The organism is Arthrobacter sp. UYCu723 (assembly GCF_054059215.1).
In genome coordinates this window covers 194,251-216,658 of record NZ_JBSSBW010000001.1, presented here as the reverse complement: position 1 = coordinate 216,658, position 22,408 = coordinate 194,251, and the positions used below count along the sequence as shown (strand labels likewise).

The window sequence follows — 22,408 nt, the reverse complement described above, 5'->3', positions numbered from 1 at the left end:
CCTGGAGTCCTGGCGTAGCTGGGTGCGCGGTGGGGGAGTTGCTTAGCCGAGGGGTTCGGGCGCGGCCGGGGCCATGAGGGCGGCCAGCGCCATGCTTTCGAGCAGCGGACGGGCACGCTTCACCGCGATCCGGCGCCCGTGGCTGCGCACCGAGTGTGGTGTGGAGTTGATCAGGCCGAAGGTGGCGTGGGCGCGCATCCGCAGCTCGGCGGCTTCGGTATCGGCGTGCAGCCTGGCCAGGACCTCAACCCAGAGCTCCACGTAGTTGCGCTGGAGCGTGCGGACCTCGGCATGGTCGTCGTCGGCCAGGTTGCTGAAGTCCTGGTCCTGCACCCGGATGACGTCGGGATTGCTGAGTGCGAAGTCCACGTGGAACTCCACCAGCCGGGCCAGCGCCACCGCGTCGCCGTCGGATTCGGCCACCACCCGCCGGCCGCCGTCGAGCAGCTCCTGGCTGACGCTCAGGAGCAGGGCCCCGAGAACGGCCTGCTTGCCGGCGAAGTGCCGGTATACCGCCGGCCCGCTGACTCCCGCCGCGGCGCCGAGGTCCTCCAGCGAGACGCGGTTGAAGCCGTCGACGGCGAACAGCGCGGCGGCCGCGGAGAGCAGCGCCTGCCGGCGGTTCTCCTTGGCCTGGCTGCGCTGGGTTGCTGGAGGCTGGGTTGAAGGGGCCTGGATAGTCTGGCTGGGTTCGGTCACCGGCACATCCCTCGTTTCACATTCCGCGTGGCCGTTCGGCTTATTTGCGCGGCCCCGTGTTGGACATCACAGTTAATAGAGACTAACCTAAATCTCAGTTATGCGGTACTAACCGAAGTGGCTGGAACGGGCGCAATGAAGGCCCCCAGCATGCAGCCCCAGCATGAAGGTCGAGAACGGAAGCAGTCAATGGAGACAATCGCCAGCCAGGTCGACGCCGCGAGCGCCGTCTACGCCGCGAACCGGGAAGCCCAGCTGGGGCTGGCCCGTGAGCTGAAGGAACGGCTCGCCACCGCCGCGCTGGGCGGCCCGGAAAAGTCCCGGGAGCGCCATGTGGCCCGCGGCAAGCTCCTCCCGCGCGAACGCATCGACCAGCTGCTCGATGACGGCAGCCCCTTCCTGGAAATCGCACCGCTCGCGGCCAACGGCATGTACAACGACGATTCACCCGGCGCCGGTGTAATCGCCGGGATAGGCCTCGTGCACGGCCGCCAGGTCCTGGTCATCTCCAACGACGCCACCGTCAAGGGCGGCACCTACTATCCCATGACCGTGAAGAAGCACCTCCGGGCCCAGGAAATCGCGCTGGAGAACCGGCTGCCCTGCATCTACCTCGTGGACTCCGGCGGAGCCTTCCTGCCCAAGCAGGACGAGGTCTTCCCGGACAAGGAGCACTTCGGCCGGATCTTCTTCAACCAGGCCAAGATGTCCGCCGCCAGGATCCCGCAGATCGCCTCGGTGATGGGTTCCTGCACCGCCGGCGGCGCCTACGTTCCCGCGATGAGCGACGAGACCGTGATTGTCCGCAACCAGGGCACCATCTTCCTGGGCGGGCCGCCGTTGGTGAAGGCCGCCATCGGCGAGATCGTCACGGCCGAGGAACTCGGCGGCGGGGACGTCCACTCCAAGATCTCCGGCGTCACGGACCACCTGGCCGAGAACGATGGGCATGCCCTCCAGATCGTCCGGGATATCGTCTCCACGCTGCCCCGGCCGGCAGCCCCCGTCTGGGACGTGGACACCGCCGTCGAACCCCTGGCGGATCCGGAAGAGCTCTACGGTGCCGTTCCCACGGACGTCAACGCGCAGTACGACGTGCGCGAGGTGATCGCCCGGCTCGTGGACGGCAGCCGCTTCCACGAGTTCAAGAAGAACTACGGCACCACCCTGGTCACCGGTTTCGCGAAGCTGCACGGCCACCCTGTCGGCATCGTGGCCAACAACGGGGTGCTCTTCAGCGAGTCCTCGCTCAAAGGCGCCCACTTCATCGAACTGTGCGACCAGCGCGGCATCCCGCTGATCTTCCTGCAGAACCTCTCCGGCTTCATGGTGGGCAAGGACTACGAGCAGGGCGGCATCGCCAAGAACGGCGCCAAGATGGTCACCGCCGTCGCCACCGCACGGGTCCCCAAGCTCACGGTGGTGATCGGCGGCTCCTTCGGCGCCGGCAACTACTCCATGTGCGGGCGGGCCTATTCGCCGCGCTTCCTGTGGATGTGGCCGGCCAGCCGGATCTCGGTGATGGGCGGCAACCAGGCCTCGAGCGTGCTCGCCACCGTGAAGCGGGACCAGTACGAGGCGCGCGGGGAGGAATGGTCCGCCGAGGACGAGGAAGCCTTCAAGGCCCCGATCAAGGCCCAGTACGAGGACCAGGGCAGCCCCTACTATTCCACCGCCCGCCTCTGGGACGACGGCGTGATCGACCCCGCGGACACCCGCACCGTCCTGGGACTGGCGCTCGACGTCGTCTCCCGCACCCCGCTGCCGGAGACCTCCTTCGGCCTTTTCCGGATGTGAGCCAGCAGTGACTATTTCTTCGCCGACTACAAACTCCCCGAAGCCCCTCTTCGGCACCGTCCTCGTGGCGAACCGCGGCGAGATCGCCTGCCGCGTGATCCGGACCCTGCGTGCCCTGGGCATCCGTTCGGTTGCCGTCTATTCCGACGCCGACGCCGGCGCCCGGCACGTGCGCGAAGCCGACCTCGCGGTGCGGATCGGCCCGGCTGCCGCCGCCGAGAGCTACCTCAAGATCGAGGCCATCATCCAGGCCTGCCGCGACACCGGTGCCGAGGCCGTCCACCCGGGCTACGGTTTCCTGAGCGAGAACGTCGACTTTGCCCGCGCCCTGGAAAAGGCCGGCATCACCTTCATCGGTCCCGGCGTGGAATCCCTCAATGTCATGGGGGACAAGATCCGCTCCAAGAATCACGTCGCGGGCTACGGGGTTCCCGTGGTTCCGGGCATCGCCGAGCCCGGGATGACGGATGCGCAGCTGATCGAGGCCGCTGCCGGCGTCGGCTTCCCGCTGCTGATCAAGCCCTCCGCCGGCGGCGGCGGCAAGGGGATGCACATTGTGGAACGCCCCGAGGAGCTGGAGGCCACCCTGGCCACGGCCCGCCGGGTCGCGGCAAGTGCCTTCAGTGACGACACCCTGTTCCTGGAGCGGCTGGTGCTCACGCCGCGGCACATCGAGGTGCAGGTCCTCGCGGACAACCACGGCAACGTCATCCACCTGGGGGAGCGCGAATGCTCGCTGCAGCGCCGCCACCAGAAGGTCATCGAGGAAGCGCCGTCGCCGCTCATTGAGGCCATGAACGACGGCGGCGCCACCCGCGCCCGTCTCGGCGAGGCCGCCTGCAACGCCGCGCGCAGCGTCAACTACTCCGGCGCCGGCACCGTGGAATTCCTGGTCTCGGACAACGCCCCGGACGAGTTCTTCTTCATGGAAATGAACACCCGGCTGCAGGTCGAGCACCCCGTCACCGAGATGGTCACCGGCATCGACCTCGTCGAATGGCAGGTCCGGATCGCCGCCGGCGAGGTGCTCACCGTGGCGCAGGACGACGTCGTGCTCAACGGCCACTCGGTGGAGGCGCGCGTTTACGCCGAGATCCCGGAACGGAACTTTCTGCCGTCCGGCGGCGAGGTGGTGCTCCTGGATGAGCGGGGCACGATCTTCACAGCAATGGACGATCTTGACTCCTTGACCCCGGCGTCGGCCGATCCGACCATCCGGATCGATTCCTCGCTGCTGGAGGGACTCGAAATCTCCAGCGACTACGACCCCATGGTCTCCAAAGTAATTGCCTGGGGGAGCGACCGCACCGCTGCGCTGGACAAACTCGATACAGCCCTCGCCCGGTACACGGCGCTGGGCATAGACACCAACGTCGAATACCTGCGCCTGCTGATCAACGACGGCGACGTCCGCGCCGGCCGGCTCGACACCGGCCTGATCGAGCGCAAAATGCCGGACTTCACCTTCCGCCGGGCCGGCGATGCCGAACTGATCGCCGCGGCCATGCCATTCTGGGTCCTGGCCGAGGCGCCGCCAGCGGTGGGATCGCCCTGGGACACCACCACCGGCTGGCGGCTGGGCGCGCCCGCGCCGTGGAGGATGAGCTTCGGCGTTCCGGGCGGCGGGATCGCCACCGTGGCAGTCACCTGGCTGAGCAACACGGATCTCGGGCGCGCCCGGGTGCGGGTCAACGGCGGACCGGATCATCTCGTGGTGGTCATCGGGCTGTCGAGTGACGATGTTTATCTGGAGATCGACGGCGAGGAACTGCGGTTCGCGCAGGTGGCGTCCTGGCGGGACTACCCACGGGAGGACTACCCGCCGGAAGGCAATCCGCAGTTCGTCTATCTGGGCAACGAAGGCTGGTCCTGCCGGCTGGAGCCGCTGAGCCGCGAGGCGAGGCTGGCCCGGATGCTGGCCGCGATCGAACGCGACGAGGGCGCCGCAGACCCGGAGGTGCGCTCGCCGATGCCCGGCACTGTGGTGTCCGTGTCCGTGAGCAACGGCGACACCGTGGAAGCCGGGCAGGTGCTGCTCTCGGTGGAGGCCATGAAGATGGAACACCAGCTGGTGGCGCCGCTGGACGGGACAGTGCACGTCAGCATCACGTCCGGCGACCTGGTCAAGGCGGACCAGGTCCTGGCCACCATCCACGCTCCCGTTCACGCGCCGGAGCCGTCCAAGGCCGAGGACACGATCGAGGAAGCCGTCATCGCCATGGGCGCGGCGGAGTAACAGTCGCCCCACAACAGGCTCGGCAACAGAGCCAGGCTTTCAGCACCAGACCACAGACAAAGCGGTACAGGCAATCAGTACAGACGAAGGAGTCACCCCCATGGCAGATTTTGAACTCAGCGAGGAATACCAGGACCTCAGTAACACCGTCCGCGAATTCGCGGACGACGTGGTGGCCCCGGTCTCCGCCAAGCACGACGAGGAGCACAGCTTCCCCTACGAGGTGGTGTCCCAGATGGCAGACATGGGCCTGTTCGGCCTGCCCTTCCCGGAGGAGTTCGGCGGCATGGGCGGGGACTACTTCGCCCTGGCGCTCGCGCTCGAACAGCTTGGCCGCGTGGACCAGTCCGTCGCCATCACCCTAGAGGCCGGCGTCTCGCTCGGCGCCATGCCCATCCACCGCTTCGGTAACGACGCCCAGAAGCAGGAATGGCTGCCGCTGCTGGCCTCCGGCAAGGCGCTCGCAGGCTTCGGCCTGACCGAGCCGGAAGCCGGCTCCGACGCCGGCGGCACCAAGACCACCGCTCGGGTTGAAGGTGGGGAGTGGGTCATCAATGGAAACAAGGAGTTCATCACCAACTCCGGCACCGACATCACCAGGCTCGTCACCGTCACCGCGGTGACCGGCCAGGAGGAGCGTCCAGACGGCAGCATCAAGAAGGAGATCTCCACCATCCTGGTGCCCACCAACACCCCCGGCTTCAAGGCGGAGAAGGCCTACAACAAGGTCGGCTGGAACGCCTCGGACACCCACCCGCTGACGCTCAACAATGTCCATGTCCCGGAAGCCAACCTGCTGGGCACCCAGGGCCGCGGCTACGCCAACTTCCTCTCCATCCTCGACGAGGGCCGCATCGCCATCGCCGCCCTCGCCGTCGGTGCGGCCCAGGGCTGCGTGGACCAGTCGGTGAAATACGCCAAGGAACGCAGCGCATTCGGGCAGAACATCGGCAAATACCAGGCCATCGCGTTCAAGATCGCCCGGATGGAAGCACGGGCCCACACCGCCCGGCTGGCCTACTACGACGCTGCCGCCCGGATGCTCGCCGGCAAGCCGTTCAAGACGCAGGCCGCCATCGCTAAGATGGTCGCAGGCGAGGCAGCCATGGACAACGCGCGGGACGCCACCCAGGTGTTCGGCGGCTATGGCTTCATCAACGAATTCACCGTGGCGCGCCACTACCGCGACTCCAAGATCCTTGAAGTCGGCGAGGGCACCACGGAGGTCCAGCTGATGCTGATCGCCCGCGAACTCGGGCTCTAACCGGCCCGCTGGCCGCAACTTTCCACCCGGTGGTCGAGCTTGTCGAGACCCCTGAAAGGATCAACGATGATTGACAAAGTTGTTGCCAGCGCCGCCGAGGCAGTGGCGGACATCCACGACGGTGCCTCGCTCGCGGTCGGCGGCTTCGGGCTCTGCGGCATTCCCGTGGCCCTGATCGATGCCCTGCACCAGCACGGCACCAGGGACCTGGAAACCGTCAGCAACAACTGCGGAGTGGACGACTGGGGACTCGGGATCCTGCTGAAGGACGGCCGGATCCGCCGCACCATCAGCTCCTACGTGGGGGAGAACAAGGAGTTCGCCCGGCAATACCTCTCCGGCGAACTCGAGGTGGTCCTCACCCCGCAGGGCACCCTGGCTGAGAAGATGCGTGCCGGCGGGGCGGGGATCCCCGCGTTCTACACTCCGGCCGGCGTCGGCACCCAGGTGTCCGAGGGCGGGCTGCCGCAGAAGTACGACGCCGAGGGCAACATCGCGATCGCCTCGGCGCCGAAGGAGGTCCGCAGCTTCAACGGGGCCGACTATGTCCTGGAGGAATCGCTGAACCCCGACTTCGGCCTGGTGCACGCCTGGAAGGGCGACCGGCACGGCAACCTGGTCTTCCACGCCACCGCGATGAACTTCAACCCGCTCTGCGCCATGGCCGGAAAGATCACCATCGCCGAGGTCGAGGAACTCGTGGAACCCGGCGAACTGGACCCGGAGCACATTCACGTTCCCGGAATCTTCGTCCAGCGTGTCGTACTCGCGCCGCAGGTCCAGAAGCGCATCGAAAAGCGGACGGTCGCAGCGGCGCCGTCCGGGAACACCTCCGGGACCTCTTCCGGGAACACCTCCCGCAACATCGACCAGGCAGGAGCATAACCGTGGAAACGAACAGCTCGCAGGGCGCCCCTCCCCGTCCGGAAGCCGTCCGCCACGAATACCGGCGATCCGCCGTCGAACACCCCGAAATCAAGGGCTGGACCCGCAACGAACTGGCCGCCCGGGTGGCGCAGGAGCTGCATAACGGCCAGTACGTGAACCTGGGCATCGGCATGCCCACGCTGATCCCCAACTACATCCCGGCCGGCATCGAGGTTGTCCTGCATTCCGAGAACGGCATTCTCGGCGTCGGACCGTACCCGCGCGAGGATGAGGTCGACCCGGACCTGATCAACGCCGGCAAGGAAACCGTCACGGTGAACAAGGGCGCCGCGTTCTTCGATTCGGCCGCCTCGTTCGGCATGATCCGCGGCGGGCATGTGGATGTGGCAGTGCTCGGCGCGATGGAGGTCGCCGCCAACGGCGACCTCGCCAACTGGATGATCCCGGGCAAGATGGTCAAGGGCATGGGCGGCGCCATGGACCTCGTCTTCGGCGCCAAGAAGGTGATCGTGATGATGGAGCACGTGGACCGGAACGGCAAACCCAAGATCGTGGAACAGTGCACACTGCCGCTGACCGGCAAGGGCTGCGTGGACCGGATCATCACCGACCTCGCCGTGATTGACGTCGTGGCCGAGGGCGGTAAGCCCCGGCTGGTGCTCCGTGAACTGGCCCCCAATGTCTCGGTTGAGGACGTGGTTGCGGCCACAGGTGCCGAGCTTTTCGAGGAAGACCAGGAACTGACCGTATGACAACGAACCCTGCGCCACAGCGCGTGCCCGAACCCCGGGTCATTGAGCAGCGCGGACTCTACTTCGATGAACTTGAGGAGGACGTGGTCTACGCGCACCGTCCCGGCCGGACCGTGACGGAGACGGACAATGTCCTCTTCACCACCATGACCATGAACACCCAAGCACTCCACCTCGATGCCGCCTGGAGCGCCGAGCAGCCGTTCGGCCAGCGCCTGATGAACTCGATGTTCACCCTGGCCACGGTGGTGGGGCAGTCGGTCCCGCAACTGACCCAGGGCACCATCATCGCCCAGCTGGGAATGACGGATGTGTCCTTCCCGCACCCGATGTACCACGGCGACACGCTGTACACGGAGACCGTCGTGTCCGGGAAACGGCTGTCCTCCTCCCGGCCGGGCCAGGGGATCGTGACCATGAAGCACACCGGCCGGAACCAGCACGGCGACGTCGTGGCCCTCGCCACGCGCAGCTGCCTGATGTGGACGCGCGAAGCACACACCGCTGCGCAGAAGGACAACGCTGCGCAGAAGGAAAACGCTGCGCAGAAAGAACGCGCGGAAAAGCGGAGAATAGACACATGAGTTTCCTGATGGGCCCTGCCCTGCTGTTCTGCCCCGCCGACCGCCCCGAGCGCTACCAGAAGGCCGCCGAGCGCTCTGACGCCGTCATCGTGGACCTGGAGGACGCCGTCGCGCCGGCTGACAAGCAGCGCGCCCGCGGCGCCATCCTGGCCCAGCTCGGTTCCACCGGCGACGTCCCGGAATTGGACCCGAGCCGGACCATCATCCGGGTCAACCCGGCGGGCACGGAGGAGTTTGAGAAGGACCTGCACTGCCTCAAGCACACCCCGTACCGGCACGTCATGCTTGCCAAGGCCGAAAGCGCAGCCCAGCTCAAGGAGCTTGAGGGCTACGGCGTGATTGCACTGTGTGAGACGGCGGCCGGGATCCTCAACGCGGCCGCCATCGCTGCCGAGCCCAATGTTGTGGGATTGATGTGGGGCGCCGAGGACCTGCTCGCCTCCCTCGGCGGCACCTCCAGCCGGACCGACGTCGGCGCCTACCGTGCTGTGGCGCTGCACGCCCGCTCCGCGGTGCTGCTGGCGGCGAAGGCATTCGGCAAGGAAGCCATCGACTCGGTCTACGTCAACATCCCGGACCTTGACGGTCTGGCCGTCGAAGCCGGGGACGCCGTCGCCTCAGGCTTCGGCTCCAAGGCCTGCATCCATCCGAACCAGGTGGCGGTGGTCCGCGGTGCCTACGCGCCCTCCGAAGCCGACGTCGCCGCGGCCACGGAACTGCTCGACGCCGCCGCCGGAGCAGGAACGGGCGTGTTCCAGTACAAGGGCAAAATGATCGACGGGCCAATCCTCAAGCACGCCGAGTCCACCCTCCGCCGCGCCGGCCGCTAACTTCAGGAGGTTCGTGCCGTCGTCCCGCTGGCCACCGAAATGTGGCGAGGTGGCGGCTCCGCAGGTCTGAACCTCGTCGATTCGCCAGCAATGGCCGGATTGGCGGGCCCTATTGCGGCCATCTGCGTCGAATGGGTGCTCCGTTACGCTCATCCCGGCCATACGCGTCAAGCGGTACCTCCGGACGGTTGCTGAAGACATACGACAAAGGGCCAGAAGTCGTGAGACTTCCGGCCCTTGCCGCGTGCACCCTTGTCAGGCCAGGCCAGGCCAGCTAGGTCGCCGGGGCTGCCTTGACGGCGAGGATGGGGCAATCTGCCTCAAGGAGGATCTGCTGCGCGGTGCTTCCCATGATCAGTTTGCCCACGGGCGTGCGCTTCCGCAGACCGATGACGATCAGCTCCGCACGGTAGTCCTCGGCGGCCTGCAGGACCTCGTTGGCCGCGTCGTTGCCCCGGACCGGCTGCAGGATGTGGTGTTCCACGCCCTCACGTCCCAGCCGCTCTTCGATGCCCGCGATGTCGCTGCCCTGGGCATACCGTTTGTCCACCGTCGCGTCTCCGCGCGACGAGTTGATGATCACCAGGAGCGTGCTGTTCCTTCGTGCCTCTGAGATGGCACGTTCCAGTGCCGCTTCCCCTTCGGGAGTGGGCACGTATCCGACGATGATGCTCACAGTTTCTCCTGTCGTGCTCGGGCGTGGCCGGCGTCGACGTTGCTGCCGGCATGTTCTGAAGCCTGGGTGCCGCCGGCTGCGGGCGCTTCGGACACTGTATTTTCCGGCCCCAGGTCCGTCCCGCCAGTGGAGACGGGTGCGGTGGCGGGCCTGGATTTACGCCACAGTTTGAGCACCAGCGGCCAGACGAGGATGATCGCCACGATGACGTAGATTCCGACGGCGATGGGCTCGCTCCAGAGACCGGCGGGGTTGCCGGCGCTGAGCTGCAGGGTCTGGCGCAGCTGGCCCTCGAGACGCGGCCCCAGGATCACGCCGAGGATGAGTGGGAGCACGGGGAGTCCGAACCGCCGCATCATGAACCCGAGCGCGCCGAGCACCAGCAGGAGCACCAGGTCGAACGCCTGCAGGTTCACCGAGTAGGCGCCCAGCGTGGCGAAGAACAGGATTCCTGCATACAGGTAGGGACGCGGCAGCTGCAGGAGTTTGGCCCACAGGGGTGCCAAGGGCAGGTTGATGATCAGGAGCAGGAAGTTGCCGATGAAGAGGCTGGCAATCAGTGCCCACACCAGGGGCCCCTGGCTCTCGAACAGCTGAGGTCCGGGCTGGATGCCGTACCCGGTGAACGCTGCCAGCATCACCGCCGCGGTGGCATTGGTAGGTAGCCCCATCGCCAGCAGCGGGGTCAGTGTGCCGGCCGCGGATGCGTTGTTCGCAGCTTCCGGCCCGGCAACACCCTCGATGGCGCCATGTCCGAACTCCTCGGGGTGCTTGCTGAGGCGCTTTTCCGTGACGTAGGACAGGAAGGTGGGGATCTCGGCGCCGCCGGCCGGAAGCGCACCGAACGGGAAGCCGAAGGCGGTTCCCCGCAGCCAGGGCTTCCAGGACCGCTTCCAGTCCTGCTTGCCCATCCAGGGATTCCCCACCGGGATGACGTTAAGGGGGGTCCGGCGCAGGTGGGCGGCCACCCACAGGGCTTCACCCACGGCGAAGATGGCGACGGCCACCACCACAATGTCCAGGCCGTCGGTGAGCAGCGGTTGGCCGAAGGTGAGCCGCCGCTGTCCCGTGACAGAGTCCATCCCGATCAGGCCGATCGCCAGGCCCAGGCCCAGCGAGGCAAAGCCGCGGAGCCGGGAGGACCCCAGCACGGCAGTAACGGCAAGGAGAGAAAGGACCATGATGGCGAAGTAGCTGGGGGATCCCAGACTGACCGCGAATTTGACCACGATAGGTGCACAGACGGCCAGCAGTGTGGTGCCGATGGTGCCGGCCACGAACGAGCCGATGGCTGCCGTCGCCAGCGCCTGGGCGGCCCTGCCGGCCTTAGCCATCTTGTGGCCCTCGATGGCCGTGACCACCGAGGAAGACTCACCGGGCGTGTTGAGCAGGATGGAGGTGGTGGATCCGCCGTACATGCCGCCGTAGTAGATGCCGGCGAACATGATGAAAGCGCTCGTGGGCTCCAGTACAGACGTCACAGGAAGCAGCAGGGCCACGGTCATCGCCGGGCCCAGTCCCGGCAGGACGCCGACGGCGGTGCCCAGGATAACGCCGATCACGGCGTAGAGGAGGTTCATGGGTGTCAGGGCGGTGGCAAAGCCGTCCATGAGGGAGGTGAAGACGTCCATTTAGAGAATCCCTTCCAGCAGGCCGGCGGGGAGCGAGATCCCGAGGCCGAGGTAGAAGCCGTAGAAGGTCAGGAGGGACAGAGCTACGGAGATGAGGCCGTCGCGGACATAGCGCCGGCTGCCCAGGGCCAAGACGCTGCCCCAAAAGAGGACGGTCCCGGAAATGACCCAGCCGGCCCAATCGATCAGCAGGATATTGGCTATGAAGGCGGCAGCCAGGGGAAGGACCGTTTTCCAGTCCGCCGGGTGGGTCAGGTCCACATCTTCGCCGCCTTCCGCTTCGCCGTGGCCGCCACCGAGAACGTTGATGGCCAGCATTACCGCGCAGATGATCAGCAGGCCCGCGACGATGTAGGGAACGGTCTTGGGTCCGACAGGGTCCGACTTGGAGTAAGGAGTGACAAGGCCGGCGGCGTCCCACAGGACGAGCCCGCCGGCCGCCCCGAGCAGGAGGGCGACCCCCAGCTCGGAGCGGCCTTTGAGTTTGGTGGCTAAGGAACTCACGCCAGCCCAAGCTTGGTCAGTACGTCGGCCACCCGCTTGTCCTGCTCGGTCAGGAAGGTCTTGAACTCATCCCCGGTGAGGAACGCGTCGGTCCAGCCCCGCGTCTTGAGGACGTCCTTCCAGGACTGGCTTCCGTGCATCTTCTCCAAGGCGGCGATCAGGGATACCTTGTCCGCATCGCTGATGCCGGGAGGCGCCACGATGCCGCGCCAGTTGCTGAAGACCAGGTCAATGCCCGATTCCTTCAGGGTGGGGGCATCGACGCTGTCAAGACGCTTGTCCCCGCTGGTGGCCAGGACGCGGACGTCGCCGGACTCGATCTGCTTGAGGAACTCACCGGCACCGGACGCGGCGAAACCCAGCTTGTTTCCGAGGATGGCCGGAAGAAGAGCGCCGCCGCCGTCGTAAGAGACAAAGTTAACCTTCGTGGCGTCAATGCCAACGGCTCCGGCCAGCTGCATCGGCAGCAGGTGGTCAGGGCCGCCGGGGGAGGAACCGCCGCCTACGCTGATGGAGGCCGGATCTGCCTTCCACGCTGACACGAGGTCATCGATCGTCTTGTAGGGCGAATCCTTGCCGACCATGATCGCGCCCGGCTCTTCGATGAGCTTGGCCAGGGGAGTGGTGTCCGTCAGCTTGGATTCGGTCTTGTTCGTGTAGCTCGCGCCCACCACGCCAAGGCCCATCAGCATGGCCAGGTCGCCGTTGCCCTTCTCATTGACCACCCGGGCCAGCCCCACGGTGCCGCCGGCGCCGGCGAGGTTGAACACCTCGGTGTTCGTGGCAATCTTCTCGTCGTCGAGAACCTTCGCCGCCGCCCGGGCGGTGGTGTCGTAACCGCCGCCGGCGGTGTTGGGGACCAGGATCTGCAGCCCCGTCACGGGGCCTGCAGCGGCGCCGGAGCTGGCGGGAGCGGTGGTGCTCTTGGTGGTCGCACCGCAACCGGTGGCCATCAGGGCGATGCCGGCAGCGACGGCGGCAATTCGCAATGCGCGGATCTGGCGCATGGTGTTCCTCTTCTCAATAAACTGACCAGCAAATCTGACTGGTGATCTGATGCTAGGTGCGGAAGTGATAGGCATCACTCTTGTGTAACCAGAGAAAGTTAAGTTCATTGCGTTCATATTTCCGGTTTCCAACAGCTGCCAAACATATCGCGGGGCCGGTGCTGCACCTTGGGGTATAGTCCACTGTGCCGGACGGACCCCGGTGCGCACCCCCTCCAGCCCGGACGGCGGCTGAACCACGCACAAGGAAGACAGCACGTGACTCGACGAAGAGGGATGTCCCTTGCCGGGCAATACCTGGTCCTTCAGCTGCTGATCGTTCTGGCCGTCCTGGTGGCTGTCGTTGCAATCTCCCTCGCGCAGTCGGCAGCCGCCTTCGAGCGGATTGAGGGGCGCCGGGCGCTCTCTGCCGCGGAGGCGCTGGGCAACAATCCCACTGTCCGTGCGTTGCTGCCGAGTGCAGAGTCCCGGGGCGGTTCGGCGCTGCCGGCCGTGGCTGAATCGGTCAGGACTGTTTCCGGATCCTCCCAGGTGGCGCTCGCCTGGCCGAATGGAACCGTCGTGGCCTCATCGGATCCATCCCTGCTGGGCAGGGGACTTGAGCTCGGCAGCAGCCGCGTGATGGAGGGCCGCGCCTGGACCGGCGTGGTGGGCGGGACCGCAACCGCGATGCTGTCGGCGCACGTCCCGGTCCTGGACGATACCGGGGCGATGATCGGCATTGCGGCCATCAGCAGGAACTACCCCTCGACCTGGGAGCGGCTGGGCGATGCCGTGCCCAACCTCTTGACGTACCTCGGCGTTGCGAGCGTCCTGGGCGTGGCCGGGTCGCTGCTGCTCGCGCGCCGGGTCAAGCGCCAGACGCTGGGAATGGAGCCCACCGAGATCACCGGCCTGGTGGAAAACCGCGAGGCCATGCTGCACGGCCTCAAGGAGGGTGTGGTGGCCCTGGATCCGAACGAGCGGATCACCGTGGTGAACGAAAGCGCCCGCCAGTTGTTGGGTCTGGCGCCGGACTGTGTGGGAAAGAGCCTCAATGCCTTGGCCGTTGAACCGGCACTGCGGGACGTGCTGACACGTGACCAGCCCGGCCCGGACCGCTTGGTGCTGGTCGGTGAACGGCTGGTGGTCCTCAACCGGATGCCAATGTTGTCGCACGGGCGGACCATCGGTTCGGTGACCACCCTGCGCGACCGTACGGAGCTCGCCTCCCTGGAACGGGAACTCGGCGCCACGCGCACCGCGACGGATACGCTCCGCGCCCAGGCCCACGAATTTGCGAACCAGCTGCACACAATTTCCGGGCTGATCCAGATCGGGGAGTATGACGCGGTGGTGCAATTCGTGAACGGCACAACCCTGGACCGGACCCGGCTCAGCGACGACGTCACGAGCCGGATCGAGGACCCGGCGCTGGCGGCCCTGCTCATCGCAAAATCGAGCCTCGCGGCTGAGCGCGGAGTGACCCTGCAACTTTCCCCCGACTCCCGTCTGGAACGGGTGGACGACGAATTGTCGAGGGATCTGACCACCGTCGTAGGCAACCTGGTGGACAACGCTTTGGACGCCGTGACGGGCACGGCCGACGCCGCCGTTCAAGTGTTCATCGACGGCCGGGACCAGAAGCTGAGCATCGTGGTCCGCGACTCGGGCCCCGGCGTTCCTCCCGAAGTCCTCGAGGAGGTGTTCCGGCAGGGGTTCACTACGAAACAGCCCACCTCGGAAGGCGGCCGGGGCTACGGGCTGGCGCTGTCACGGGTCGTATGCCAGCGGCGGGGCGGACAGCTTACGGTGCACAACGACGGCGGTGCCGTCTTCTCTGCCCGGCTCTTCCCCAGGAGGTTTCAGCCATGATCAGGGTCCTGATCGTCGACGACGACTTCATGGTCGCGAAGGTCCATGCCGGCTTCATCCAGCGCAGTCCGGGATTTGCGGTGGTCGGGGCGGCCCACAGCGGTAGCGAAGCCCTGGCCAAGGCCAGGGAACTGGCGCCCGACCTCGTCCTGCTGGACATCCATCTACCTGACGTCAACGGGCTTGACCTGATCTCGCAGTTGCGCGGCATAGTGCCTGACCTGGACGTCCTGGTGATCAGCGCAGCACGGGAGAGCGAGACGGTGCGGCGGGCACTCCGCGGCGGCATCGTGCACTACCTGATCAAGCCGTTCTCGCAATCGGACCTGCAGGAGCGGCTCGCGCACTACCTGAGCGCCTATCACGGCCTGGACGCCTCAAAGGATGTGGCCGGGCAGTCGGATGTGAACCGGGTTTTCGGTGTTGAGCGCATGGAGCCGGGGGAGTTTCCGTTGCCCAAGGGATGCAGCGTCGAGACGCTGAGGTTGGTTGTAGGGGCGCTTCGTTCAGCCGACGCAGACCTCTCGGCCGCAGAAGTCGCCGACCTGTTGGGAGCATCACGGGTAAGTGCCCGCCGGTATCTCGAGTACCTCCACGATTCGGGCAGGGCGGACGTGCGGCTCAAGTACGGGGCGGGGCGGCCGGAACGGCGGTACGTGCTGAAGCCGGGCGCCCGGCCGTAGCACCGGCCCCGTCTCAGTCCTCCGGCGGCAGGGACATCGGCGCGATGGCTACGTACAGCGGGATCCGGATCCACCGCTGGCCTGTCGCGCGGAACTCGGCCCGGCTGGAGAAGCGGTAGAGGTAGCTGCGGGCCCGCACCCAGCGGGGGCGTTCGCCGTCGAACGGGTCGTGGCGCAGCAGCCTCAGTGTGGGCCGGTCGGCGGCGAGCAGCCTGGCCAACAACGCGTAGAACCATTCCTCGTGCACGGTGCGCAGCGGTAGGAACCACATCAGCCAGTCCAGCCGCAGATGGTAGGGGGCGTACTGGCGCGGGATGCGGCGGACATCGCCGGGTTTGCCCTTGAAGCCATACTCCCGCCACTCTGTGTCATCCCCGGGCTCCGCGTCGAGGGTCCCCTCCACGACGATCTCGATCCGCCGTTTCGTGACAGTGCCGAAGGCACCATAGGTGTTCACGAGCTGCCACCGGTTGAAACTGGCGTTCATCAGCTGGTAGTGGGAGAACAGGTTCTCGATCGGCCGGTAGCTGAGCACCACATGCAGCACGGTGGCGAGCAGGACCACCACGAGCCACGGGACCGGCGCCAGGCTGCCGGCGCCGGTGGCCGTCCCGCCGCCGGCGGCAGCACCAACACCCCACGCTGCGGCGTGCCAGTCGAGCGGGATCGCCGGCAGCACGGCGTGCGCCACGGGATCACTGACCGCGGCGAACGCGAGCAGGATCGCCATCCAGTTGAGCCAGGCGAAGTTGCCGCTCGCCACGAGCCAGAGCTGCGTGAAGATGATGATCCCGGCCGCGGCACTGCCCAGGGGCTGCGGGGCGAAGAGGAAGAACGGCACCACCAGCTGGGCGAAATGGTTGCCCAGGACCTCCAGCCGGTGCCACGCCTTCGGGAGCAGATGTGCCTGCCGGCTCAGCGGCCCGGGCATCGGCTGGGTCTCGTGGTGGTAGTACAGGGCCGTCAGATCCCGCCACTCCCGGCCGCCCCGGATCTTGATCATGCCGGCACCGAACTCCAGCCGGAACACCAGCCAGGCCAGCAGGATCAGGATCGGCCGCGGCGGGGGAGTCTGGTCGGAGCCGAGGAACGCCACCGTGAACCCCGCCTCCAGCAGAAGCATCTCCCAGCCGAAGCCGTAGAACGTCTGCCCCACGTTGACGATCGACATGTACAGCAGCCACAGTGCAAGGAACGCGAGCAGCGGAAACCACGGCGGGCCCAGCTGGGGCAGCCCCACAATGAGCGTGGCGGCAACGGCCATCCCGCTCCAGCAGACGCCGCGCAGCAGCCGGTCCGAGTAGCGCCACTGGAACAGGCTGGGCCGGCGCAGGCGGCTGAACCCCTCCAGATACTCCGGCACCGGCAACAGGCCGCGCTCGCCGAGGAGGGCCGGGAACTGGTTGAGCGAGGAAAGGAAGGCCACAAAGTAGAGCGTGGCGATGCCGCGCTGCAGCACCTGCCGGGCGAACTCGTACTCCGGCGCGTCGAACCATGCGGTCCACTCCACGATTTCCACGTTACGCCTGCGGTGCGGGCCGTCAATCGGGGGCGGTATTCGCTGCGGCACTAAGATCGAATCATGTTTGCTCTGGTCCTCATCGCCGTCGTGGCCCGGGGCATTGGCTCAGCGGCTTGCCGGGCTTGGCTTCGGCCTGCTCGTATCCCCGGTGCTTGTGGTTCTGCTCGGCCCCTTTGACGGGGTGATGATCGTCAACCTCTGCGGTGCGGCGTCGTCGCTGCTGATCCTGTCCAGGGTGTGGCGGCATGTTCAGTGGAGACGCTACGCGGGCCTCGCCATCTCTGCCCTGCTGGGGGTGGTCCCCGGTGCATGGCTGGCCAGCCATGCACCGGAGGCACCGCTGGAAATCTGCATCGGGGTGCTGCTCATCATCGCCCTGCTGGCTTCGCAGCGGCTGAACCGCAGCTCATGGCGCGCCGCCGGCCCGGTTCCCATGGTGTCACTCGGATTTTCCAGCGGTCTCATGAACGCCGCGGCCGGCGTCGGTGGGCCGGCGATCACTGCCTATGCCATTGCCACCCGCTGGGATCAGAAGAGCTTTGGCGCCACCCTGCAGCCCTACTTCGTCACCACCGGGCTGTCCTCGTTGCTGAGTAAATACTTATTTTCCGGTGGCCATCTTCCAGCCTTGGAGGGCTGGCAGTGGCTGGGCATCCTGGCGGCCATGGTGCTCGGCATCGCGGCCGGCGATCTCCTGTCAGGGCGGATCCGGCCCGGGATTGTCCGCCGGATTGTCGTCGTCATTGCCTACACGGGGGCGGCATCCACGATGACGAAGGGCGTGGTGGAGCTTGCGTTCGGGTAGGCCTTCCCCGGGTGCGTCGGTTCGCCAAAAATGGCTGGGCAGGGCAAAGTCTGCCGTTACGTGTCAACTCGATGAGGAACGCAGGGCCCCACGCGGTGCGGGATACTTAAACCATGCAGCCGCGCAAGATCGTCCTCCTCGGATCCACCGGTTCCATCGGCAGGCAGGCGATTGACGTCGTCGACGGCGCTCCGCATCTTTTCGAGGTCGTGGCGCTCAGCGCCGGCGGCGGCAACCTGGAACTCCTCGCCGAACAGGCCGTGCACACCCGCGCCCCCGCGGTCGGCGTCGCTTCCGGCGACGCCTCCGTACTGCAAAAGCTGATCGACGACGCCGCCCGCGCCGCCAGCGTCACAAGCTACCGCCCGGACATCATCACGGGCCCGGATGCCTCCACGCGGATCGCGGAGACCGACGCCGACGTCGTGCTCAACGGCATCACCGGCTCCATCGGCCTGGCGCCCACCCTCGCCGCACTCAAATCCGGCGCAACCCTGGCCCTGGCCAACAAGGAGTCCCTGATCGTCGGCGGCGCCCTCGTCAAGGCTGCGGCGCGCGATGGCCAGATTGTCCCGGTGGATTCGGAGCACTCCGCGATCGCCCAGTGCCTGCGCTCCGGCACCGCCGCCGAGGTGGACCGGCTGGTCCTCACCGCCTCCGGAGGGCCATTCCGCGGCAAGACCCGCGAGGAGCTTCAGGTCGTCACACCGCGGGAAGCCCTCGCACATCCCACCTGGGACATGGGTCTCATGGTCACCACCAACTCCGCCAGCCTGGTCAACAAGGGCCTGGAAGTGATCGAGGCGCACCTGCTCTTCGACATCCCGCTGGACCGGATCGACGTCGTGGTCCACCCGCAGTCCGTGGTGCATTCCATGGTCCAGTTCATCGACGGCTCCACCATCGCCCAGGCCTCCCCGCCGGACATGCGCCTGCCCATCGCCCTGGGCCTCGGCTGGCCGGACCGCGTGCCCCAGGCCGCCCAGGCCTGCGACTGGACCCGGGCCACCAGCTGGACCTTCGAGCCGCTCGACACGGAGGCGTTCCCCGCCGTCGGGCTGGCCAAGGATGCTGCCAGGCGGGGGAGCACTTACCCGGCCGTCTTCAACGCCGCGAATGAGGAGGCCGTGATGGCCTTCCACGCGGGCCGGATCCGCTTCACCGACATTGTCGATACCATCGAAGCCGTACTCAGCGAACACACAGGGTCCTCCGGGCTGACGGTGGAGTCCGTGCTGGATGCTGAAAGATGGGCACGTGCCCGCACCCACGAACGTTTAGCCGTCAGAAGCGTCTGAACAGCCGAGAAGCGTCTAGGAAGCAGCAGATCGAAGCATGAGCCCCGTCCTCCTCTTTATCCTCGGTGTCGTCTTTGTGGCGATCGGCATCGCCGTGTCCATTGCCCTGCACGAGGTGGGACACCTGCTGCCGGCCAAGCTGTTCAAGGTCCGCGTCACCAAATACATGATCGGCTTCGGGCCCACGCTCTGGTCCCGGAAGAAGGGCGAGACCGAATACGGTTTCAAGGCCATCCCGCTGGGCGGCTTCGTGTCCATGATCGGCATGTACCCGCCGAACAAGGAGGACGGCACGGTGCGCCCCTCCAGCACCGGGATGTTCCAGTCGCTCGCCAGCGACGCCCGCTCCATGGCCCACGAGGAAGTCGGCCCCGAGGACGGTAACCGCGTGTTCTACCGGCTCCCGGTCTGGAAGAAGATCATCATCATGCTCGGCGGTCCGGCCATGAACCTCCTGATCGGCGTCGTGCTCACGGCCGTGCTGCTGATGGGCTTCGGCGTCGCCACGCAGACCACCGCCATCGCCGATGTCTCCAAATGCCAGGTCAAGGCCGGCGAGACCGTGGACCCGAACTCCGCCGACTGCAAGCCCACGCCCGCCGCGGCCGCGGGGCTCAAGCCGAACGATGTCATCACCTCCTTCGACGGCAAGTCCGTGACCAGCTGGGACGAACTCACCGGCTGGATCCGCTCCTCCGCGGGCAAGCAGGTCAGCGTTACGGTGCAGCGCGACGGCGCCCCCGTCACCACCACCGTCACCCCAGTGCTGTCCGCGCGGCCGGTCATCGGCGACGACGGCCGGCAGGCCAAGGACGCCGAGGGGAAGCTGCAGTACCAGGATGTCGGTTTCCTGGGCATCGGCGCGCAGACCATGCTCGTGCAGCAGCCGGCTTCGGCGGTGCTGCCGATGGCTGGCGAGAACATCAAGCAGATCGCCGGCGTCGTGGTGAACCTCCCGGCGCGGGTGGCAGGTGTGGCGAAGGCGGCCTTCAGCGAAGAGCCGCGCGACCCCAACGGACCCATCAGTGTGGTGGGCGTGGGCCGGGTGGCCGGTGAGGTCGCCGCGATGGAGCAGGTCCCGCTGCAGTCCAGGATCGGCGCCCTGGTGGGCCTGCTGGCCGGACTGAACTTCGCCCTGGCCGTCTTCAACCTGATCCCGCTGCTGCCGCTCGACGGCGGCCATGTGGCCGGCGCGCTGTACGAGGGCGCCCGGCGCAGGATCGCCAAGCTGTTCGGCCGTCCGGATCCCGGTGCCTTCGACATTGCCAAGCTGCTGCCGGTGACCTATGTGGTGGCGGTGCTGCTGATGGGCATGGGCGCCCTGCTGATCTACGCGGACATCGTCAAGCCGGTCAACCTCTTCGGCTGACGCCGAGGTCGGCCGGCTGACCTGACCCTGACCACCGCTAAACAAGGCCCCAAACCCCAGCCTGCGATCCAGGCCGGCTTTAGCCCGCGGTCCGGGGGCACTTTGCCGCGGTCCGGCGTCGAAACGGACGACGGCGCCCGGCGTTTCGTGTCAAAGTGCCCCCGGACGGCGCCGGGTAGCCCCGCCGGCCCGCGGCCCGCCGGCTAACCGGACTGCGCTGATTTGTATTTCTCAGCTTATCTCAGTTTATTTTCAATAATCAGTTGAAAATGATTGATTATCAAAGATCAGCCCTTTAGGCTGGAGCTATGTACGTCATGACCATCGACCAGCGCGGCAGTACTTCCGACGTCGACCGCGTGCCCGGACTCCTCGCGGAGCTGGCGGCACTGTCCAGCGCCGGGCGTTTCGAGCGCTCGGTCGGCGACGAAGTCCAGGGCGTTCTCGAACACCCCGAGGAAGTCGTGGAGATCGCCCAGCATGCCCTGCGCAGCGGCCGCTGGTACGTCGGAATCGGGGTGGGGGCGGTGGACCTTCCGCTGCCGGCCAGCCCGCGCGAAGGGTCCGGCCCGGCCTTCGTCGCGGCCCGGCTTGCGGTGGACCGGGCCAAGGCCGCGGCGGCCCATGTGCCGCTCGCCGTCGTCTCCGGCGGCGCCGGCAGGGGAGCGCCGTCACCGGAGGCATCCGCGGGGGTGAGGGCCTGCGCCAATGCCGAGGCGGTGCTGCGGCTGATCGGGCGGCTGGTCCAGGACCGGACCGAGGCGCAGTGGAGGGTGCTGGATGTGCTCCGCTCTGTCCAGCACGGCCATTCCGGCACCCGTGGCACGCAGAAAATCGCGGCCCGAACACTCGGAATCACGGAACAATCGGTGAGCCGCGCACTCCTGCGGTCCGGCTGGCAGGAAGAATGGGCCGCGAGGCCGGCTGCCGAAATGCTGCTGTCCCTCGCCCACGGACTGATCATCGGGACGGATGACGCCGCCGCCCAGCCCAAGGACCAGAGCGCCAAGGACAACAGCGCCAAGGACACCCGCGCTAAGGACGACAGCGCAGAAGGAGACAGGTGAACGCCCTCTGGATCACCCTGGCCCTGCTCACGGCCGGTTTCGTTGGCTGGCCGGTCACCGCGCTGGTCTTCCGGCTCGCCCGGACCATCGACGACCGGGCCGACGCCGGCGCACATGCCGCCGGCTCTGACCCCGCCGGCTCTGATCCCGCCGGTGCGGAAGCTGCCGTTGAGGATCCCGCCGCGGACACCACCACCGACGTCGCGAACCCCCAGCCGGCCCTTCAGCCAGCAGCGGACGCCGCCACGGTCAGCAGCTCCCGCATCCTGCGCGGTGGAGCGATTATCGGCGTCCTGGAGCGGCTGGCGGTCTGCGTCGCGGTCCTGGCCGGCCAGCCGGTAGCCATTGCCTACGTGGTCGCCATCAAGGGACTTGGCCGCTTCGCCGAACTGAAGGAGACGCCGGTCGCAGCCGAGAGATTCATCATCGGAACCCTTACGTCCATGCTGTGGGCGGCCGGCATCGCTGCCCTGGCGAAGCTGCTTTTCCTCAACTGAACACAGGCCAGCCGGGGCTGGTCACGAGCCGGCTGGTCGAGCAGCGCAGTCCGAGCCTTGCAAGTCCGTGCCGTGCCTGGCCGGCCGCCGGATGGGTACCTGGCCGCCGGGGCGATAGTGTATCCGTATGACTGTTTTTGCTGTTGAGTACGTATACGACGCCGAATCCTCCGAAGCCCGTGACGCCAGCCGCCCCGCGCACCGCGAATGGACCGCTGCACTGGCGCAGGAGGGCGCGCTGCTCGCCAGCGGACCCTACGGCGACGGCGCCGGTGCGCTCCTCATCTTCAAGGCGGCCGACGAGGCGGCCCTGAACGAGATCCTCAAGCAGGATCCGTTCGCCGCCGCCGGCGCCATTTCCGGAACCCGCACGACCGTCTGGGCACCCCTGACCGGCCTGCTGGCCGGCCACGCCGCCTAGCCCGTCCCCGCAACCAGCCCATCG

At 67.1% G+C, this 22,408-nt stretch carries 21 protein-coding genes; 15 read left to right on the top strand and 6 right to left on the bottom strand.

Translation table 11 applies throughout. The features are described 5' to 3' along the window. Positions 1-42: 42 nt before the first annotated feature. Complete coding sequence (locus ACVWZ8_RS01010; RefSeq protein ID WP_456503509.1) at positions 43-699, bottom strand: SACE_7040 family transcriptional regulator; 657 nt, start codon at positions 697-699, stop codon at positions 43-45. Positions 700-888: 189 nt separating this feature from the next. Between ACVWZ8_RS01010 and ACVWZ8_RS01005 the strand changes: the two genes are divergently transcribed. The 7 genes from ACVWZ8_RS01005 (at position 889) to ACVWZ8_RS00975 (ending at position 9,050) form a co-directional block, all read left to right on the top strand. Beyond that, positions 889-2,496 (top strand): carboxyl transferase domain-containing protein, encoded by a 1,608-nt coding sequence (locus ACVWZ8_RS01005; protein ID WP_456503508.1) that lies wholly within the window; start codon positions 889-891, stop codon positions 2,494-2,496. Positions 2,497-2,503: 7 nt separating this feature from the next. Then, on the top strand, positions 2,504-4,732 hold the full coding sequence (locus tag ACVWZ8_RS01000; protein ID WP_456503507.1) for an ATP-binding protein: 2,229 nt from the start codon (positions 2,504-2,506) through the stop codon (positions 4,730-4,732). Positions 4,733-4,832: 100 nt separating this feature from the next. Beyond that, on the top strand, positions 4,833-5,996 hold the full coding sequence (locus ACVWZ8_RS00995; protein WP_456503506.1) for an acyl-CoA dehydrogenase family protein: 1,164 nt from the start codon (positions 4,833-4,835) through the stop codon (positions 5,994-5,996). Positions 5,997-6,062: 66 nt separating this feature from the next. Then, on the top strand, positions 6,063-6,881 hold the full coding sequence (locus ACVWZ8_RS00990) for a CoA transferase subunit A (RefSeq protein WP_456503505.1): 819 nt from the start codon (positions 6,063-6,065) through the stop codon (positions 6,879-6,881). Between the two features lie 2 nt (positions 6,882-6,883). After that, positions 6,884-7,636 carry a CoA transferase subunit B gene (locus ACVWZ8_RS00985; RefSeq protein ID WP_456503504.1) on the top strand — a complete coding sequence of 251 codons (753 nt, stop codon included), beginning with the start codon at positions 6,884-6,886 and terminating at the stop codon, positions 7,634-7,636. Then, positions 7,633-8,220 carry a MaoC family dehydratase gene (locus ACVWZ8_RS00980; protein ID WP_456503503.1) on the top strand — a complete coding sequence of 196 codons (588 nt, stop codon included), beginning with the start codon at positions 7,633-7,635 and terminating at the stop codon, positions 8,218-8,220. The genes ACVWZ8_RS00985 and ACVWZ8_RS00980 overlap by 4 nt, the downstream gene beginning before the upstream one ends. Then, the gene (locus ACVWZ8_RS00975; protein WP_456503502.1) at positions 8,217-9,050 is read left to right on the top strand and encodes an HpcH/HpaI aldolase/citrate lyase family protein; all 834 of its coding nucleotides are present in this window, start codon (positions 8,217-8,219) and stop codon (positions 9,048-9,050) included. The genes ACVWZ8_RS00980 and ACVWZ8_RS00975 overlap by 4 nt, the downstream gene beginning before the upstream one ends. Before the next feature lie 274 nt (positions 9,051-9,324). Here ACVWZ8_RS00975 and ACVWZ8_RS00970 read toward each other — a convergent pair whose 3' ends face one another. Genes ACVWZ8_RS00970 through ACVWZ8_RS00955 form a run of 4 tightly spaced genes read right to left on the bottom strand, consistent with a single transcriptional unit; the run spans position 9,325 to position 12,868 of the window. After that, complete coding sequence (locus ACVWZ8_RS00970) at positions 9,325-9,726, bottom strand: universal stress protein (protein ID WP_426976717.1); 402 nt, start codon at positions 9,724-9,726, stop codon at positions 9,325-9,327. Beyond that, entirely contained in the window at positions 9,723-11,357 is a 1,635-nt protein-coding gene (locus tag ACVWZ8_RS00965) for a tripartite tricarboxylate transporter permease (protein ID WP_456503501.1), read from the bottom strand. The genes ACVWZ8_RS00970 and ACVWZ8_RS00965 overlap by 4 nt, the downstream gene beginning before the upstream one ends. Next, positions 11,358-11,861 (bottom strand): tripartite tricarboxylate transporter TctB family protein, encoded by a 504-nt coding sequence (locus tag ACVWZ8_RS00960; protein ID WP_456503500.1) that lies wholly within the window; start codon positions 11,859-11,861, stop codon positions 11,358-11,360. It lies immediately after the preceding gene. After that, on the bottom strand, positions 11,858-12,868 hold the full coding sequence (locus ACVWZ8_RS00955) for a Bug family tripartite tricarboxylate transporter substrate binding protein (RefSeq protein ID WP_456503499.1): 1,011 nt from the start codon (positions 12,866-12,868) through the stop codon (positions 11,858-11,860). Before ACVWZ8_RS00955 ends, ACVWZ8_RS00960 begins: the two co-directional genes overlap by 4 nt. Before the next feature lie 276 nt (positions 12,869-13,144). Between ACVWZ8_RS00955 and ACVWZ8_RS00950 the strand changes: the two genes are divergently transcribed. Together ACVWZ8_RS00950 and ACVWZ8_RS00945 are read left to right on the top strand one after the other, a co-directional pair. Further along, a complete protein-coding gene (locus ACVWZ8_RS00950) occupies positions 13,145-14,722 on the top strand; it encodes a sensor histidine kinase (protein WP_426979849.1) in 1,578 nt (525 codons plus the stop codon). Next, positions 14,719-15,405 carry a response regulator gene (locus ACVWZ8_RS00945; protein ID WP_426976721.1) on the top strand — a complete coding sequence of 229 codons (687 nt, stop codon included), beginning with the start codon at positions 14,719-14,721 and terminating at the stop codon, positions 15,403-15,405. Before ACVWZ8_RS00950 ends, ACVWZ8_RS00945 begins: the two co-directional genes overlap by 4 nt. 13 nt (positions 15,406-15,418) lie before the next feature. On the opposite strand, the gene ACVWZ8_RS00940 is transcribed toward ACVWZ8_RS00945, so the two are convergent. Continuing rightward, positions 15,419-16,915 (bottom strand): lipase maturation factor family protein, encoded by a 1,497-nt coding sequence (locus ACVWZ8_RS00940; protein ID WP_456503498.1) that lies wholly within the window; start codon positions 16,913-16,915, stop codon positions 15,419-15,421. 112 nt (positions 16,916-17,027) lie between these two features. On the opposite strand from ACVWZ8_RS00940, the gene ACVWZ8_RS00935 reads away from it, so the two are divergent. The 6 genes from ACVWZ8_RS00935 (at position 17,028) to ACVWZ8_RS00910 (ending at position 22,384) form a co-directional block, all read left to right on the top strand. Beyond that, positions 17,028-17,732: a sulfite exporter TauE/SafE family protein gene (locus tag ACVWZ8_RS00935; protein ID WP_456503497.1), complete on the top strand. Its 705-nt coding sequence runs from the start codon at positions 17,028-17,030 to the stop codon at positions 17,730-17,732. A gap of 113 nt (positions 17,733-17,845) precedes the next feature. After that, a complete protein-coding gene (gene dxr / locus ACVWZ8_RS00930; protein ID WP_456503496.1) occupies positions 17,846-19,030 on the top strand; it encodes a 1-deoxy-D-xylulose-5-phosphate reductoisomerase in 1,185 nt (394 codons plus the stop codon). A gap of 37 nt (positions 19,031-19,067) precedes the next feature. Further along, positions 19,068-20,399, top strand: coding sequence for a M50 family metallopeptidase (locus tag ACVWZ8_RS00925; RefSeq protein WP_456503495.1), 1,332 nt, complete (start codon positions 19,068-19,070; stop codon positions 20,397-20,399). Positions 20,400-20,707: 308 nt separating this feature from the next. After that, positions 20,708-21,466, top strand: coding sequence for a MarR family transcriptional regulator (locus ACVWZ8_RS00920; protein ID WP_456503494.1), 759 nt, complete (start codon positions 20,708-20,710; stop codon positions 21,464-21,466). Then, positions 21,463-21,963 carry a hypothetical protein gene (locus ACVWZ8_RS00915; protein WP_426976727.1) on the top strand — a complete coding sequence of 167 codons (501 nt, stop codon included), beginning with the start codon at positions 21,463-21,465 and terminating at the stop codon, positions 21,961-21,963. The genes ACVWZ8_RS00920 and ACVWZ8_RS00915 overlap by 4 nt, the downstream gene beginning before the upstream one ends. Positions 21,964-22,090: 127 nt before the next feature. Further along, entirely contained in the window at positions 22,091-22,384 is a 294-nt protein-coding gene (locus tag ACVWZ8_RS00910) for a YciI family protein (RefSeq protein ID WP_456503493.1), read from the top strand. The last annotated feature ends 24 nt before the right edge of the window (positions 22,385-22,408 follow it).